Origin of the sequence: Lactococcus muris (assembly GCF_042849115.1) — a bacterium.
Taxonomy (GTDB): domain Bacteria; phylum Bacillota; class Bacilli; order Lactobacillales; family Streptococcaceae; genus Lactococcus; species Lactococcus muris.
In genome coordinates this window covers 66,356-81,760 of the sequence record NZ_BAAFQO010000006.1, presented here as the reverse complement: position 1 = coordinate 81,760, position 15,405 = coordinate 66,356, and the positions used below count along the sequence as shown (strand labels likewise).

The 15,405-nt window shown below is 38.5% G+C and carries 12 protein-coding genes, 1 pseudogene and 1 riboswitch; of the genes and pseudogenes, 1 reads left to right on the top strand and 12 read right to left on the bottom strand.

Annotated elements, in window-relative coordinates; all coding sequences use genetic code 11:
• Position 1: 1 nt before the first annotated feature.
• The 10 genes from murD to ACGHCK_RS04985 all read right to left on the bottom strand — a co-directional run bounded on the left by murD (position 2) and on the right by ACGHCK_RS04985 (position 10,848).
• Positions 2-1,363, bottom strand: a complete 1,362-nt coding sequence (murD, locus tag ACGHCK_RS05030) for a UDP-N-acetylmuramoyl-L-alanine--D-glutamate ligase (protein WP_251421877.1) — start codon at positions 1,361-1,363, stop codon at positions 2-4.
• A 124-nt stretch (positions 1,364-1,487) separates the two neighbouring features.
• Positions 1,488-2,225: an amino acid ABC transporter ATP-binding protein gene (locus tag ACGHCK_RS05025; protein WP_251421872.1), complete on the bottom strand. Its 738-nt coding sequence runs from the start codon at positions 2,223-2,225 to the stop codon at positions 1,488-1,490.
• Entirely contained in the window at positions 2,226-3,797 is a 1,572-nt protein-coding gene (locus tag ACGHCK_RS05020; RefSeq protein ID WP_202231360.1) for an ABC transporter permease subunit, read from the bottom strand. It lies immediately after the preceding gene.
• 206 nt (positions 3,798-4,003) lie between these two features.
• A riboswitch (Lysine riboswitch) is annotated at positions 4,004-4,171 on the bottom strand.
• A gap of 142 nt (positions 4,172-4,313) precedes the next feature.
• Entirely contained in the window at positions 4,314-5,804 is a 1,491-nt protein-coding gene (locus ACGHCK_RS05015) for a HAMP domain-containing histidine kinase (RefSeq protein WP_251421870.1), read from the bottom strand.
• 87 nt (positions 5,805-5,891) lie between these two features.
• Complete coding sequence (locus tag ACGHCK_RS05010) at positions 5,892-6,587, bottom strand: response regulator transcription factor (protein ID WP_202231358.1); 696 nt, start codon at positions 6,585-6,587, stop codon at positions 5,892-5,894.
• A 97-nt stretch (positions 6,588-6,684) separates the two neighbouring features.
• Positions 6,685-7,233 carry a YceD family protein gene (locus ACGHCK_RS05005; protein ID WP_271328180.1) on the bottom strand — a complete coding sequence of 183 codons (549 nt, stop codon included), beginning with the start codon at positions 7,231-7,233 and terminating at the stop codon, positions 6,685-6,687.
• A gap of 155 nt (positions 7,234-7,388) precedes the next feature.
• Positions 7,389-7,631: a type B 50S ribosomal protein L31 gene (locus ACGHCK_RS05000; protein WP_202231356.1), complete on the bottom strand. Its 243-nt coding sequence runs from the start codon at positions 7,629-7,631 to the stop codon at positions 7,389-7,391.
• A 395-nt stretch (positions 7,632-8,026) separates the two neighbouring features.
• Positions 8,027-9,349 (bottom strand): ISLre2 family transposase, encoded by a 1,323-nt coding sequence (locus ACGHCK_RS04995; protein ID WP_420908628.1) that lies wholly within the window; start codon positions 9,347-9,349, stop codon positions 8,027-8,029.
• A gap of 354 nt (positions 9,350-9,703) precedes the next feature.
• Positions 9,704-10,012: a hypothetical protein gene (locus ACGHCK_RS04990; RefSeq protein ID WP_251421862.1), complete on the bottom strand. Its 309-nt coding sequence runs from the start codon at positions 10,010-10,012 to the stop codon at positions 9,704-9,706.
• The gene (locus ACGHCK_RS04985; RefSeq protein WP_251421859.1) at positions 10,003-10,848 is read right to left on the bottom strand and encodes a ParA family protein; all 846 of its coding nucleotides are present in this window, start codon (positions 10,846-10,848) and stop codon (positions 10,003-10,005) included. The genes ACGHCK_RS04990 and ACGHCK_RS04985 overlap by 10 nt, the downstream gene beginning before the upstream one ends.
• A gap of 354 nt (positions 10,849-11,202) precedes the next feature.
• Between ACGHCK_RS04985 and ACGHCK_RS11455 the strand changes: the two are divergent.
• Positions 11,203-12,012: pseudogene (locus tag ACGHCK_RS11455) on the top strand (restriction endonuclease subunit S); the annotation flags it as partial.
• Positions 12,013-12,475: 463 nt separating this feature from the next.
• Here the strand turns inward: ACGHCK_RS11455 and ACGHCK_RS04975 are convergent.
• The gene (locus ACGHCK_RS04975; protein WP_271328179.1) at positions 12,476-13,921 is read right to left on the bottom strand and encodes a restriction endonuclease subunit S; all 1,446 of its coding nucleotides are present in this window, start codon (positions 13,919-13,921) and stop codon (positions 12,476-12,478) included.
• Positions 13,918-15,357 (bottom strand): class I SAM-dependent DNA methyltransferase, encoded by a 1,440-nt coding sequence (locus tag ACGHCK_RS04970; RefSeq protein ID WP_251421850.1) that lies wholly within the window; start codon positions 15,355-15,357, stop codon positions 13,918-13,920. Before ACGHCK_RS04970 ends, ACGHCK_RS04975 begins: the two co-directional genes overlap by 4 nt.
• Positions 15,358-15,405 lie beyond the last annotated feature (48 nt).

The following is a 15,405-nucleotide window of genomic DNA, read 5'->3' as shown; positions in this document are numbered from 1 at the left end:
CTTATTTCAGTTCACCTTTCAATTCTTCAAAGGCTTTGATAAACATGTCGCCACGTTCTTCAAAGGTCTTGTATTGATCCCAGCTGGCACTAGCAGGACTAAGCAAAATCGTGTCACCGGCTGTTGACTTTTCAAAAACTTCTTTAAGTGCCGTGGCAACATTTTCACTGGGGACTGTCGGGATGTGTAACTGATCCGCAAGCTTTTGAAGTTTGGGAGCAGTTTCTCCAAACACAGCCATTCCTTTAAGGCCAGAAACAGCAGACAGCAACTCATCAAAGTCATTTCCCCTATCTAGTCCGCCTGCTAAAAGCCACAGCTTACTGTTCTCAAAACCAGAGAGTGCTCTTTTTGTTGCCAAGATGTTTGTAGCCTTACTGTCATTATAAACTTTCCGTCCAGAAATTTCGCCCAAGTATTGCAAGCGGTGCTTGACACCAGAAAAGCTTGTTAATACTCTAATAATGGCTTGATTTTCAACACCTGACAGTTTTGCAACAGCTATTGCTGCTAGAGCATTTTCTAGATTATGTTCTCCTGGTAAGGCCAGTGCTGCGGTTTCCATAATAAATTCATCCCGAAAATACAGTTTGCCTTCTAAAGAATAGGCACCATCGACTTGCTGTTCAGTAGCAAAAGCTACGACTTGAGCTGCAGTATGCGCTGCTAAAGCACGGCACTTCTCTTGATTAAAGTTAAGCACCAAGTATTCATCAGCAGTCAAGTTTTCTTGAATGCGCCATTTGGCTGCTTCATAGGCTTCCTGCGAACCATGATAATCTAAATGTGACGAGAAGATATTTGTAATCAGAGCAATCTTTGGCTTAAAGTCAATAGTCCCCATGAGTTGGAAACTTGAAAGCTCCATGACAAGAGTATCTTTTTCAGTAGCTGTAGCAGCCACTTCCGAAGCAGGGAAGCCAATGTTTCCTGCTAATTTTGCTGACCGACCATCAGCATTTAAAATCTCCGCGATGAGTGTCGTTGTCGTTGTTTTTCCATTTGTACCTGTAATACCGATAATGGGAGCCTCAGAGACGAGGTAAGCCAGCTCAACTTCTGTTAGGACAGGAATTTTTTTAGCTAAAGCTCGTTTAACCATTGGATTATCGTAGCGAATGCCTGGGTTTTTTACCATATAAGCAAAACCTTCGTCCAAAAGTTCAAGAGGATGATTCCCACAAATGACTTGGATGCCTTCTTTCAGCAAGGCTTTGGCTGCTGGATTTTCATCAAAAGCTTTTCCATCATTTACAGTAACTAAAGCTCCCAATGAATAAAGCAAGCGTGCAGCAGCTTCTCCAGACCTTGCCAATCCAAGGATAAGCACTTTTTTTTGTTCAAAAGTTGTGATTTTTTTCATTGTCCCTATTCTTTCTACGTCCCTCTATTTTACCGCTATTTGCCCATTTTTTCAATATAGAGTTTACATTACACTGGTGACAATAAAAAAAAGCAGAAAGCATTTTTGCTTTTCTGCTTTTTGTTCAAGTACGTAGGAAACGTGAGAGGAAAGCTTTTGTGCGTTCTTCTTTTGGCGAACCAAAGATTTCTTCAGGACTGCCTTCTTCAGCAATGACTCCCTTATCCATGAAGATTACACGATCACTCACATCACGCGCAAACTCCATCTCATGGGTGACGATAACCATGGTAAGACCTGTTTCAGCTAAACCTTGCATGGTTTGCAAAACTTCGCCAACCATTTCAGGGTCTAGAGCTGATGTCGGTTCATCAAAAAGAATGACATCAGGATTCATTGAAATCGCACGTGCGATAGCAACACGTTGCTTTTGTCCACCTGAGAGTTGTGCAGGTTTAGCATTCGCAAATCTAGCCATCCCCACTTTTTCTAGATTTTCCAAAGCAATCTTTCTTGCTTCCTCTTGGCTTTTTTTCAATACAGTGACCTGCCCAGCCATAACATTTTCAATAACATTCATGTTGTTAAAGAGGTTAAAGCTTTGGAAAACCATGCCCAAATGTGTACGATACTGAGGAATGTCAAAGCCTTTTTCGAGAACATTTTCTCCCTTATAAATGATTTCACCACCGCTAGGCTTTTCTAGTAAATTAATTGAGCGAAGCAGGGTTGACTTACCACTTCCTGATGAACCAATGATAGAAATAACTTCGCCTGTATTAACGGTCAAATGGATGTCTTTTAAGACTTCATTGTCTCCGAATGATTTTTTTAAGTGATTGATTTCTAAAATAGCTGTCATTTAGGCCTCCCCCAATTCTTGGACTTGCATCTGGTTTTGGATTGGAACATAAGCATCTGGCCCATCCATTTTTCTTTCTATAAAACGGAGAATACGTGTTACTGTGAAAGTAAGAACAAAATAAATTGCGCAAATCACAGCAAACGTTTGGAAATACATAAAGTTTTGCTGTGCCACTGTAGTCCCTTGGAAAAAGAGTTCCGTTACTGAAATCACAGACAAGACGGATGTGTCTTTAATGTTAATCACAAACTCATTACCTGTTGCAGGAAGGATATTTCGTAAAACCTGTGGCAAGACAACTTTACGCATTGTTTGCCCGTGTGTCATTCCAAGAGCCTGTGCTGCTTCAAATTGTCCTTTATCTACAGAGAAGATTCCTCCACGAACAATTTCTGACATATAAGCCCCTGTGTTAATCGATACAATAATCAAAGCTGCCACAGTACGGTCCAAGCTAATTCCAAATGCCAGAGCAGAGCCATAATAAAGGACCATTGCTTGAACAATCATCGGTGTCCCACGGAAAATCTCGATATATGCTGAGATAATCCAGCCAAACACTTTATATAAGAAAGCTAAAAACTTATTACTGATTTCAGGAATTGTACGGTATACACCAATAAGAAGCCCTAAAATGGTACCAATAATCGTACTGATAAGTGAGATAAACAATGTCATCCCTGTACCATTAAGGAACTGTTTCCCATTGTCTTTCACAATGCCAATAATCTGGTCATACCAAGTTCCTTGTGTTTTTGCTTCTGGCTGCGCAGCAATCATCTCATCCATCAGCTCTTTTTGATCCTGCACTGAGAAACCTGTTAAAAAGCTATTGATTGCTGCTAAATTAGGGTCATTTTTACGGACACCAACCGCTACTGTCGTATCCTCTGAGTTCGTTACGAAACCTTGACCTTCCCCAAATTCAATCATTTTAAAGTCAGGATTTGCTTTTTCTGCCGTAATCCCCTCAGGTCGCTCTGCAACATAACCATCAATGGCCCCACTCTGCAAGGCAACTCGCATGCTTGAAAAGTCCTTCATGGCTGTTTGTTTATTTACATTCTCGATCTGATCAATCATGTTGTAGTGGAAAGTTCCGAGCTGAGCGGTAATTTTTGCTCCTGAGAAATCAGCCAAACTTGAAGCTTGGGCAAACGCTCCGCCACTTTTTACCATCATAACAAGATTCGACGTATAGTAAGGCTCTGAGAAGTCAATCTGTTCTTTACGCTCTGCTGTAGGAGACATCCCTGCGATAATGGCATCAATTTTTCCTGACTTAAGAGCGGGAAGTAAGCCATCCCAGCTGGACTTTACAATGACCAGCTCTTTATTCAATTTATCCGCAATTTTTTTCGCAACTTGTACATCATAGCCGTTGGCCCATTGTCCATCTACACCCTCGATAGGAACTGCACCGTTGCTTTGGTCATACTGTGTCCAGTTAAAGGGGGCATATGCTGCCTCCATCCCCACACGGAACTCCTCTGCACTAACCTTTGAGTTTCCAATAAATAATACCGTAAACAACGTCAAGGCAATTAATAATAGGTTTTTCCTTTTCATAACACTCTCTCTTTCATATTTTACAAAATCAATATAATGTAAAGATCACGGATAGGCGCTTTGCCTTCTCCCAATGAGACATGCGGGAAATTAACCTAGAAATGCCCCTATCATTGTATTCGAATATACGATGACAGTAGTAATAAACATAAAAAGCAACCTTCACATAAGGAGGTTGCTAAACGTTGAATATGACGCATTTATCAATAACGAATAGCACTCCGCAAAACTGCGACAGTTCAGCAAGTATCCCTTGCTGCCCCAACAAATCTACTTGGACGAGTAGATTCATTTCGGCAATGTCTCCTCCATTTTACTTCAACGCTTGTCCAGCTCAGTAAAACTTCCTATTCATTGCGACCTCTATCATTTTATTTGTATTTTGTACTCTAAATCTTAACCTTTTTTCAGATGAATGTCAACAATTTACTCGAATCATCAAACAAGTCAAATTAATTATAAGGAAATTAAAAAGTCTGTCGACAGCTTCTTTAAGGCATCTACAGACTTTTATGTTTATTTAATTTTTGGAATTTTCAGCGTGAATTTAGAACCTTCACCCAAAACAGAGGTAACACTAATCTCTCCCTCATAGTTTTCCACAAGGCGATTAATAATAGATAGTCCAAGACCTGTACCACCTATATCACGATTTCGGGCTTTATCTGCACGGAAGAAACGCTCGAAAACATGTTTCAGGTCATCTTCACTGATTCCATAACCCCTGTCTTCAACAGTCGTAATAATATAATCTTCGTCTTCTGCAAGATGAAGATTGACTTCTTGGCGATCTTTTGGCGAATATTTTATCGCATTATCGATCAGAATTTTCAAACCTTGCTCATAGTGATTAGGATAAATATGGGCCAAACTGTCCGGACTTAAATCGTTTTTCACAGACATTTTTAAGTCGGGATGAATAAGTAAAAAGTTTTTCATCAGAAAATTCGAAACTTCCGTTGGGTCACAGATTAAGTCCTCATCTTGAAAATCAATGCTCTCCAAACGAGCTAAGGCGAGCATCTCTTCAAGCATTGTCCGCATTGTTTTTACTTCTTCAATACTCGCAATCAGTGATTCGTCAAGTACCTCAGGATCATTTTTCCCCCAACGATTCAACAGGTTCAAATGTCCGTCAAGTACTGCCAGAGGCGTTCTTAACTCATGACTCACGTCAGAAACGAAACGCTTCTGCTGATCCACATAATCGTTGAGTTTTATCATCATGTCATTATATACCGTAGCCAGCTCTTCAATCTCATCCCCCGTTTGAATAAGAACAGGTTTGAAATCCATGCTTAAATTGTTTGCTCTGGTCGTAATAGCATCGTGTAAGCGTTCGAGCGGTTTGATGTAACGACTGGCCATGAAATAACCCACAAACTGAGCGATAAAGAGGGCGATAATTTCCAAAATAATAAGAGCAATAAGAAGTTTCGTACGTACGCTGTAATAATAACTCATATCGTAGAAGGCCTGAACATAACCGATCAATTCCCCTGTCTTGCTCGAAAATACAGGTCGTTCAGCTAAATAGCCAGAATAATCACCAAATGTGCGTATAGCAACACTCGAATCTCCCACATCTTTTCTCAAAGGAAAATTATAGGCCCGTGTAGAGTAGATGAGTTGTTCATTCACATCAAAGACGTAAAAAGACTTTCGCGAACCAATCATGCTCCCTAAAGTTTCAAGTTCATTTTCTCGCCACTGCTTTGAAGCGGTATAGTCTTGTCCATAACCCAAGTAATCAAAGAGGTTTTCCTCTGTAAGCTCATTTTCAGAGCGTGCCAAACGCTGCTCCACGTTATCCAAGGCTTGCAGCATGTCACCTTTTTCAGCATTAATAAAAGTGGTTATTGTGAGTTGATAAATCAGTACTGTAAAAATAGTGAAAGTGATGAAACAGAAAATTGTATTTGCAAAAGCCCAGCGCAGCATGATACTGCGCTTTCGCTCTGGAAGACTTTCTGTTTTCTCTCTTTTCGCATCAAAAAATTTTATCATGTCGCATTTTTCTATTTCTTTTAGATGACATAAAAGGAACAAATCTAGTGACAAAGCCACTAGAAATTTTCTTATTTATTCGCTATGTTATTTACGGTCGCGCATGACGTAGCCCATACCACGGACAGTTTGGATATAGCTTTCACGTCCTTCCACATCAATTTTGTTACGCAAGTAACGAATGTAGACGTCAACGACATTTGTTTCAGTGCCTTCATCATAACCCCAGACTTCTGAAACCAAATATTCACGTGTTACGACATCTCCAACATTTTGCATGAGTGTCAAAAGCAAGTCGTACTCACGGCGGGTAAGGTCAATAACTTTTTTACCACGGTGAACAGTGCGGTTGGTTTTGTCAATGACCAAGTCGCGGAATGAAGTGTTGTCTGCTTTATCTGCAGCTTGGATATGGTCTTCACGGCGGAAGAGTGAACGCACACGTGCTAAAAGTTCTTCAATAGCAAATGGTTTTGTGATATAGTCATCAGCTCCAATATCAAGACCTGCGACACGGTCCATTGTTGAGTCACGCGCAGTCATCATGATAATATGCGTATCTTTTTCACGGCGCAAGCGACGTGCTACCTCAAAACCATCAAGTTCTGGCAGCATTAGGTCAAGCAAAATCAAGTCATAATCTTTTGACATTGCTTCTTCAAGTCCTTTGCGACCATTGTCTTGAACAGCAGTTTGATAGCCTTCATGCTCAAGTTCAAGTGAAACAAATCTCGCAATGTTTTTATCGTCTTCGATAATCAAAATACGTTTAGATGAATTCATAGTTTAGCCTCATTTATATCTTTTTTAATTTTATTTCCTCTATAACAAAATTATAATACAATTGTAATTTTGTTGCAAGTGTTTTATGAGATTTTTCTTAATTCTTTTCTTCCGAGAAAAGACCCGCCAAATCTGCAAAAGGAGATTTATTTTCCTTATCCGCTTCTTCTTCCTTTTGTTTCTGGTAATCCGCTTCAGACAAGACTGTCCAGTTTTTCCCTGACGGTAGTTTCCCGTCCTCCCTCTCATCCTCAGACAGAATCTGCAACGGGATTTCTAAAAGAATATTATCTGCTACAGACTCTGATAAACTGATCCAGTCTTCGTCCAATGTAAAGATCATGTCATCATCTAGTAAATCTTTGTTCTCTTTAAGAAACGCCTCCGTTGTAAATGCTTCACTGACCGAAAGTTCCATCAGATAATCGACGGGTTTCAAACTACGTGAAGAGGGAAGAACCAGTTCCGCTTTAAGCGTATAGTCTAGGTAGTAAATACCTGTATCATAGGAAATTTGTCCTTGAATCTTCACTGGCTTTGCATCAAGAATTTCTTCTGAACGCTGCTTAAGCTCAGCGGTCAAATCAAGTTCTTCCTCGAATTTAATTGTTTTCTTTTTTGATACTTCAAGAATCGACCACTTCATTGTTTTTTTCCTTTATCTTTATTTCAGAATAAAAGAGCATTTCCTTGTCATGCACCTTATCCCTATATCGTGTGATACCTTCCTCTATTATATGATATTTTTTTAATTTTTTATAGTCCTATAAGTAAAAATAAAAAAGCGCCGAAGCACTTTCTTTATTTTCCATATTTTTTGTTGAAACGAGCGATACGTCCGTCTGCCGCTTGGAATTTTTGACGGCCAGTGTAGAATGGGTGTGAGTCAGAAGAGATTTCCACACGAATCAATGGATAAGTGTTCCCGTCTTCCCATTCAATAGTTTCTTTAGAGCCTTTAGTTGAACCGCTCAAGAACTTAAAACCTGTACTTGTATCCATAAATACAACAGGTTGGTAATTAGGATGGATGTCTTTTTTCATTTTGCAAAATTTCCTTTCTGCCTTGGACTGTTTGCCAGACCAAAGTTTGTTAGACCATAATATTCTAACAGAATTGTTCTTGAAATTCAAGCTTTTGCTCAAATGAGTGTGTGTCGTAAATTTCCGTAACTAAAAAAATAATCAAACATTTTTAAGCTAGAATAGAAAAAAGCTGAAGCCTGCCCCCTCGCAATCCTCAGCCTTGATTTTTTACGCATTCTAGTGTAAAATAGTCAAAGTTGATTGAAGCAAGAGCCAATTGCTTTAATCTCCTAGCTCCGAATGGAAGTCGGAGCTTTTTTCTTGATTTATATCACGAATTGATTATACTAAAAAGCACGTTAAAACGCAATCATTTTCAAAAAATGATTGTGTTTTTTATTGGACTTCTTCCTCTAATAATATCTCCGACGTCCTGATTTATTGGCTTGTTTGACCCGCCTTATCTCTGGTGGGATGTAGGACTTTCTTAGAAACTGCTGCACACTCAGTTGCTCAATACTTTTATATTTCGCATACTTTTCTCGCCACTCCCCAAAGAAAAGGTCATAAAGCCGCCCTTCCATTTTATCAATAATCATTCGCCCCATTGTCAATGCCCCTTCCACCGACCAATAACGTCCTTGTTTCTTCATACGATAAGACATTTTTGTGTGGTTACTTTCCATAATACCGAGGACTATGGGTGACAACCCCCGCATTTCTGGGGTTTGAGTATACGAAAAATTCCTTAAGAGTTTCCGTGAAAACTTGGAAAATTTCTCAAGAAATTCTACCTCTTCTTCAGGAATAAGCTGTTCGACTTGAGTAAGAACTTCTCGTGCCTCTCGCTTATTGTGGTCTGTAATCGCTTGAAAAAGAGCCTTCTCAAAAGAGTCAGGAAAAGGCTTCATCATCATTGAAATCTCCTTATTAAGATGATACCTGTCCCAAAAATGTTCATGTTTACATGAAAACGCCTTCGCAATTTCTTCAAATACATAAGGGGTATAACCATGCCCCATGTCTGAATTTGTAATGAGAAGTGTATCTTTCCTTATTTCATAGTGATTATGTAGGTAATCAAGTACTTCCTCTCTCGCTTTTTTATTGCTTGATGACCATATTTCATGCTTATTCACTGTTTTCCCACGCATACCATACTCTTTTTCAATACCCTCATGAATAAGAAAATGGGCAAAATCTGTTTTCTTCTTATCATTCATAAATTCTGGTGTACTGATAATAAGGCCATCTCCTTCAATATAGAGAATATCTATTTCCTTCTTATTCATGAATTCTTCTTCCTCAAAAAAGCGATATTCCTCACGTTCTTTGTACAGCTGAGTAACCATTTTACGCGCCTTATGAACAGCATCTTTACTGATATCCAGATGAAGTAATTCTTTAAAGTGAGCAGCTGCTTTCCTACATGTTAAGTCAACCGCAGTTGAAGCCATTTTATAGAGCAGCCCTTTAGAGTATCTGCTATATGGGAGTAAATCAAGATATTCATCCACAGGGTAACGACGTTTACCGTTTTTGGTATAGCATCTTCTGACAAGAAGTACCTCCCCAAAAGTAAACATCACACGACGTTCTGCCGTTTCTTTATAGGTCCATCCTTCCTTTTCCAACAAAGCTCCTTGCTCACGATCTACACGCCTCATTTCTTTGATAAAACGCTGGACATGCAATTCTTGCATCTCTAATTCATAAGCTTCTTCACTAAACAGCACCATTGTTCTCGTTTCTAAACATAGTACTTTCCATTATAAGGGGGAGAACTTTTTCTATCAAGAATTTTTTTGTTCTCTTAAAATTTTTCTTTTTTTATTCTTTTCTTTCATATTTAGTAAATAAAGTGTTTCGTTAATAGAGTATTTCGTACATGCTATTCTGGAACAGTACCATTAGTATTGTTCCATTTGAATTGTTTTATTCGTATTGTTTAAATTCAACAATGCGACAAAGCGCATGGTTAAGCAATTGTTGTTTTTCGACAATACCAAATGTACAAAAAATACCGACTGTTTTTCCACAGACGATATTATTCAATTTGTATCAATATAACAAAACTTACTTCCCAATTCTCATAAAAAATCAAAAATATCTGTTTGTTTTGAATTAAATTCTGGATCACTTGCGGCTTTATACGCACGCAAAATCAATTTGCCTAAAACTTCAGAATCACTCTTTTCACCAAGCAAATCGGTCAACTCTGTCAATGCTTGACGTTCATTATAGCGTAAAGAGAAATTATAACGTTTCTTTTGGGAACGAGTTTTTCGTTTATTCTGAGAGGAATATGCAATAACCACGCGTTTCATTCCTTCTTGTTTTCCTGCTTCTTTTCGAGTTGCACGAATCGATTCTGCACGACGTTTATCTCCTAATGCCATGTCAACACCTCAATTTTCTTATCTATTTCAGTCATCACTTCTTCAAGTTGCTGTTTAAAGGTTTGGTTTGTTTCGACTTTCAGAATAGCTTCTTTTTCCAGTTGTGTCCAAATAGATTGCTTTTCATCGGAAAAAGCTTGTGCAAACAGTTCTTTATGGGGAATGTAACCAACAAATCGCTCATCTTCAGAAATAAGAGCTATCAACTGTTTAGAGAGTCTGGTATAATACTTCCCAACCTTTTCAATATTCGTTCCCATCAGAACCAGTTCACAAGTCACTCGTTCTTCTTGGTGTCGTTTATCATAGGTGTCTGTTTTTAGATCTATGAGAGCCTGTTCAGCCTTGGGAATCGCATTGGTTGATTTTTCTGTTGGCATGACAACACCAATCTGTGCCGTTGATATCGCCAAAGCATTTTTAGTCAAAGTATCTGTGTCAGGATGCGTATCAATAAGCAAATAATCAAAGCTTTTGATGAGGTCTTCATGCTCATACATCCAATCCTCTAATAAAAAGTAAACGTTTTGGGTACCTTCTGCTCTGAGTCGGGCAGGCTCGTACTGTAAATTCGGATGAGCAGGCAAGAGCCAGATATTTTCTTCAACCGAGATAAAATTAACTTCTCCACCCTTGAACAGATTCAATGAGGTATTTTCTGTCTCATAAATATCATAAAGTTCTGTCAAGGAACACTGATGATCCAAATCAATCAAAGCAACTTTATAACCTTGTCTCGCTTTCCACTCACCATAAACCTTAATAAATGGTGTTTTACCTGTACCTCCTGCAGGAAGTGCGGCAGTTAGAACAATTGGAAATTTTTCTTCGTCCATTGTGAAATTTCTCCTTCAAATAATTGATGGAAAATACACAAGTTTTTGCGCAATCACTTACATACTTTCGTGTGTAACTTTATATAAGTATTATAGCAAAAGAAAAGAGGCGAAAGTGCCTCAAATCCATATATATCAGCTTTGTTAGTTCGCAACCATTTTGTAATATTCTCGATTCAGAAAAGGAATTTATGTTTACAAAACTGTCACCTAAACAAAAGAGAAACCGAAAGTCCTTGAGTTTAAAACTCCTTCTTGAAAAAACAAAATTCAAGTCCGAAAGAGTACAAACGTCTTACACTTTGAACAACTCAAAAAAAATCAAACTAACTATTCTTTGACTGCGATACTGATATTTTACATTATGAGAAGTTCGCGGATGGAACGATTGTTCAACTGGAATATGAATTAGATATCCCTGACTCATGGGAACTGACTAAATTAAGAAATATAGGTTCTATTATTTCGGGAGGAACTCCAAAATCTAGCGAACCAAGTTTCTACAATGGTGATATTACATGGATTACACCTGCAGATATGGGGAAACAACAAGATAGTATCTATTTTGATGATTCAAGTAAACATATCACAGAAAAAGGATTAACCAGTTCTTCGGCTCAAATAATTCCGACAAATTCAATTGTCTTCTCAAGTCGTGCTCCGATTGGACACATTAATATTGTAAAAAAGGAATACACTACTAACCAAGGTTGCAAGTCGATATTTCCTGTATTAGTCGACATTGAGTTTATCTACTGGCTAATAAAAAATAGGACTTCTGATATTCAAAAAAGAGCTAGTGGAACAACTTTTAAAGAGATATCTGGTTCTGGATTTGGAGATACTGTGATTTGCATTCCACCGTTATCAGAACAAAAACGAATTTCACAGAAAATTGATGAGCTTTTTGAAAAAGTTAACTCGATTGAAGCTGATCAAGGTGCCTTGCAACAACTAGCTGACCAACTCAAACAAAAAGTTCTTGATATCGCCATGCAAGGGAAATTAGTTCCTCAGGATCCGAATGATGAACCAGCATCAGTTTTGCTCGAAAAAATTAGAGCTGAAAAACAAAAATTATTCGAAGAAGGAAAGCTCAAGGAGAAAGACTTAGTTGAATCTGAAATCGTAAAAGGTGTTGATAACGCCTATTATGAGAAGTTAGTCAATGGAGAGTTTGCAGAAATTGAATTTCACTATATGCATCCGAAAAAATGGGTCAAATCCAAACTTTCGGAGATGGTGATTATCGTTCCTGCCAAAAAATTTCAGATAAAACAATCTGAAATATCTATCAATGGCTTATATCCAGTAATCAGCCAGTCCGCTAATGCGATTGAGGGTTATTCAGATGCTAGTACGAAAGTCTTTGAACACGATCAACCAGTTATAGTATTTGGAGACCATACCAGAAATGTCAAATTCGTTTCAGAAAACTTTATAGTTGGCGCTGATGGAGTAAAAATATTAGTTCCAATTTATTCTGATGCAGCATTCCTAAAGCTGCAGATTGAGCAAGTATTACCATTTGTAAAAGATAGAGGCTATGCTAGACATTGGTCATACTTAGAAAAAGAATGGATTTCAACCCCAAGTATCTCTTTGCAGGAGAAAATCATCAATATGATCAATCAATTTGATAAATTTGTTGAGATATTTTTTCAATAACGTTGACAATTCTTTTTTGCTCATTCAGCGGTGGCACTGCTAGAGGCAGGTGTAGTAACACATCCCGTGAAACGCCCGGAATCATACTCTTAGCCCTAGAACGCATATCCTCAATTCTTGCTTCGAAGTAATTCATGAGGAAATAAACATTAATCAGGTAAGGCCTGAATGCCATTATTTGACGAGCAATATGCGCTTCAGAATATGGGTTAAATGCAAGTGTTCCTACAGTTCCTTTTATAGTTATCAATATGTCGCTTTTTTTAGATATCACTTGAGGGGATGTAGTAGTTCTTGAGGTATTGACAACACCATCAATAATGCTGCTAGCTCCAGTGATATAGGGTACTCCGTTTCCATCCGTGTCAGTGTATTCAGATGAAGTTAGATCTCTTCCTGAAATTAAGAGACCAACACTACCAAGATTGGTTTCATCCCAACCATTTGGTAACTTCTCATAATAGGCGTTATCAACACCTTTTACGATTTCAGTTTCAACTAAATCTTTCTTCTTGAGCTTGCCTTCTTCGAACAAACGCTGTTTTTCTTCCCTAATTTTATCAAGCAATACTGACGCTGGCTCATCATTCGGATCTTGAGGAACTAATTTCCCTTGCATGGCGATATCAAGAACTTTTTGTTTGAGTTGATCGGCGAGATTTTTGAGTTCCACCTGGCCCTTATCAATTTCATCTATAATTTGAAGATATGATTCAATTGATTCCGATATTCTGAGTTGCTCATGATAAGGAGGTAAGGAAATCAAAAAAGGCTTTATGCCGGGAACTGTTAGCTGAGGGATACTCGTTCCCTCTCCAGTTGGAATTAAATGGCTCAACATATACTTCAAAAAACTAACATCAACAGAATCTCTTAAAGGAGTAACTGATATTAAACGCACGATTGGAACAAATGGGTGATGCCGTATAGCAGTGAATCCAATGGTGCCACGTGCAGATACCGTGACGCTCGGCTCAGTTATTTTCGCTTCTTTTGCCCATCCATACAATCCATTGTTTTTTACTCCATTTGAGTAGATTGGAAATTTAAATTCATTTGTTTTTTCAGTTGAAACCTCGTTTGGTTTATCACCACCAGCTACGATATTTTTTGTAGCTGAAGCAATTCTCGCCCACACCCATCCATCTGGAATTTCATAAGGAACCTCAATTTCTTTCACTGTCCCATCGGCGAACTTCTCATAATGTAAACCATCATCACCTTTGAAAATCTCAGTTTCATTCTTGTCTCGCTTGATTTTCTTTTGTTTGATGAGTTCTTCTTTCTCAGCTTTTATACGCTTCAGAAGTTCGCTTGCTGGCTCATCGTTAGGATCTTGCGGAACGAGTTTTCCGCGCATCGCTAAATCTAATATTTTTTCTCGCAAGGCTTTAGTATCTATCATTCTTCCACCTCACCCAAAAGCTCTTGCAGCCGTGCTACCGCGTTTGCGATATTATCAGATTTTTCTTGCATCAGATCCAACATTTCAGCAATCGTGTAATCCGGAGTATCACTCTCCGCTTCCATCCAAGAGATATCAAGACTCAAATTGTCGCGTGATTGAATTTGATCAATTGAATATTTTCTCCAGCGACCATTTGGATTATCAGAGCTCCAGGTTTCTTCTCGATTGCCAATGTCATCCCGTTTGTAAACTTCGATAAACTCTTCAAAGTCTCTCCGATTTAAAGAGTTACGCTTACCGAAAGAGCGCATATTGTTACGCATGTCATATATCCATACGTCTTTAGTATTGTCTTTTTCAGTTGTTCCACGGGTAAAGAACAGCACATTTGTCTGAACACCTTGCGCGTAAAAAATACCAGTTGGAAGTCTCAATATTGTGTGAAGATTGGTTTTGTTCATCAAATCTCGACGAATTGACTCACCAACTCCGCTATCAAAAAGAACATTATCTGGAACAACAACTGCAGCGCGAGCATGTCCATCTGTTTTTAAGGAATTATAGATAGTTTGTAAGAAATTCAATTGTTTATTGCTAGTTTCATACGTCAGGTCATCCCGCGTCGCACGTTCTCCACCATTCTTAATACCAAATGGAGGATTCGTCAATACTAAGTCAAATCCCTTCATCCATTTACCATTAGATGAAAGAGAGTCTCCTTGTTCAAGTCTCGGGTTGATGTCATGCAACAAAGCATTCATCAAAGCCAGTTTGTGGGTGTTTGGGACAAGTTCCATACCACTTAACGCCTCATCCTTTTGGAACTGCACTTCTTCAGGTGATAGGTCGAAAAAGTCATCGTATTTCTCTCTGAGATAATGATTAGCAGCAATCATAAAGCCAAAGGTACCAGCCGCAGGGTCGTTTAATCTCTCGCCTTTTTCTGGATCCATCAATTCAACCATCACATCAATCAAGACACGAGGTGTAAAGTATTGACCCGCACCTGACTTAGTTTCATTCGCATTCTTTTCAAGCAAGCCTTCGTATAAATCACCAAGACCTTCATGCTTAGCCGAGTACCAATCCAATGCATCGATGTCTTTAATGATTTTTTCAAGGTTTTTTGGCTCGTCGATGCTTGTTGACGCATCCGCATAAATCATGTTCAACCGTTTATCGGTTGCTATTTCTGGATTACCTAAATCCAATAGAAGTTTTTTGTAGAAGGTTTTTAACTCTATCCCTTCTTTTGTAACCAAATCATCCCAACGATATCCTTCTGGGATTGATGACTCCGTTTCCTGTTCTTTCATCATTTTTAAGAACAGGATATAAGTCAATTCAGTCACATAATTTTGATAGCTAATTCCATCATCACGAAGAACATCTGCCATCTTCCACAGTTTTTGTACAATTTCGTTATTTGTCACTTTATTATTTCTCCTCTTTATGTAAACGAGCGAAACATGGCTCGCTTA